This window comes from Microbacterium sp. BF1 (assembly GCF_019279095.1).
GTDB classification, from domain to species: domain Bacteria; phylum Actinomycetota; class Actinomycetes; order Actinomycetales; family Microbacteriaceae; genus Microbacterium; species Microbacterium maritypicum.
This window is the reverse complement of record NZ_JAGYWT010000472.1, coordinates 1-1,890: the sequence shown is the minus strand read 5'-3', so window position 1 is coordinate 1,890 and position 1,890 is coordinate 1. Positions and strand designations below refer to the sequence as shown.

General features: G+C 69.7%; 2 protein-coding genes and 1 pseudogene. All 3 read left to right on the top strand.

The window, feature by feature from the left end; all coding sequences use genetic code 11:
• A pseudogene (locus KZA10_RS13790) lies at positions 1-658 on the top strand (mannose-6-phosphate isomerase, class I); the annotation flags it as partial.
• 164 nt (positions 659-822) lie between these two features.
• Positions 823-1,143, top strand: a complete 321-nt coding sequence (locus tag KZA10_RS13785) for a WhiB family transcriptional regulator (RefSeq protein ID WP_081603945.1) — start codon at positions 823-825, stop codon at positions 1,141-1,143.
• Positions 1,144-1,246: 103 nt separating this feature from the next.
• Positions 1,247-1,890, top strand: a 644-nt coding sequence (locus tag KZA10_RS13780) for a glycosyltransferase family 2 protein (RefSeq protein WP_218683163.1), incomplete at its 3' end; no start/stop codon positions are given.

Genomic DNA, 1,890 nt, shown 5'->3' with positions numbered 1-1,890 from the left:
CGATGCGCTGCGCGACGTGATCGCGTGGGTGCTCGGCGGCGAGGCGCGCACCGAGGTGGAGGAGATCATCGCCGCGATCGTCGCGGCCTCGACGCGCGCCGACGCGGGGGAGTGGGGCACCACGCTCCGCGCGATCGCGGGTGTGGCGCGGACCTATCCGGGCGACCCGGGCGTCGTCGTGGCGCTTCTGATGAACCACGTGGTGCTGAAGCGAGGAGAGGGAGTCTTCCTGCGCGCCGGTCTGCTGCACGCGTACCTCTCCGGCCTCGGCGTGGAGATCATGGCCGCGAGCGACAACGTTCTGCGCGGCGGCCTCACCCCCAAACGCATCGACGTCCCCGAACTCCTCTCGATCCTCGACACCACGCCCGGCGAGGTGCCCGTGCTGCGAGGGGAGGGTGAGGGGCCGATCACGTCCTATCCCGTTCCGGTGCCCGACTTCGCTCTCGAGCGGGTCGTCCTCGACGGCGCGCCGATCGGGCTCGAGATCTCGGGACCGACCATGGTGCTCGCGACCGCCGGCGAGGTCGCTGTGGCCTCGAACACGGGGAACGACGTCGCGCTCCAGGTCGGCACCGTCGCGTTCGCCGATTCCGCGGAGGGGTCCCTCACCGTCTCGGGCGTCGGAGAGGTGTTCATCGCGGGCCCCGGGCGCTGACCCGCACGCCGACGCTCCGGATTCCGACACGCCGATGACGGCCCAAGAACCTTAAAGAGTTGCTTGAGGGTTTACCATCCGCGACTTGACCGGAGCGAATGACACGGGTGTAATTAGTCATGCGCACGGCCCGCCGGGGGGCGGAGACAGGGTTGGAGATCGAGATGACGGGTTACCGTTCAGACGTACCGGAGAACTGGTTCGTCGATCCGATCAACCTCGGCGTTCCCGGGGTGCGGCGCACCGACGCCGCCGACGACGACAACGCCCTCGCCTGGCAGAGCGATGCGCTCTGCTCGCAGACGGACCCCGAGGCGTTCTTCCCTGAGAAGGGCGGATCCACCCGAGACGCCAAGCGGATCTGCACATCGTGCGACGTCCGCGGCGAGTGCCTCGAATACGCTCTCAACAACGATGAGCGATTCGGCATCTGGGGTGGACTCTCCGAGCGCGAGCGCCGCAAGCTCAAGCGCCGCGCGAGCTGAATCGCCCGCTGCCGAACCGCGAACGATGAGGCCTCATGGCTTCGCGGGCGCGCCGCGTCGGGTACGCCGACGTCGACCGTCGCGCGCATAGGCTGACGACGTCATGCCAGCCCGAGTTCACGCCATCATCGTCGCGCGCACTGGATCCTCTTCCCGAGCGCAACTCCTCCGCACTCTCGAAGCCCTCCGCGCACAGACCACGCCCGCAACCGCTGTGACCCTCGTCGTCTGCGGCGATGCGTCGTCCGTGCGCGAGAGCGAGGCGGTGGCGAGCACCGTCGAGGGGATCATCGAGGCGCGCGCCACCACGTCCTTCGCGGAAGCCGTGGAACTGGCGCGACCGCGTGTCGCCGAAGGATCGGCGATCTGGCTGCTCGCGCAGGACACGGCGCCGCATCCGCGGGCGCTGGAGCGTCTGAGCGGCACGCTGGAGCGCTCGCCCTCCGCGGCCATCATCGCTCCCAAACTCGTCGCCACGGACAACGACCGTGAGATCGTCTCCCTGGGCGTCAGCATGACCACGCTCGGGCGCTCGGTCGAACTCGCCGCAGGGGAACTCGACCAGGGGCAGTACGACCGCTCCGACGATGCCCTCGGCGCCGATGTGCGAGGCCTCCTCATTCGGGGTGAGGACCGCGACGCCCTGCGCCCGGATCCCGCACTCGCCGGTGCCGACGAAGGACTCGATCTCGGTGTGCGCGCCCGCCTGGGTGGAGGCCGCGTCGTGCTCGCACCGAGCGCGCGGAT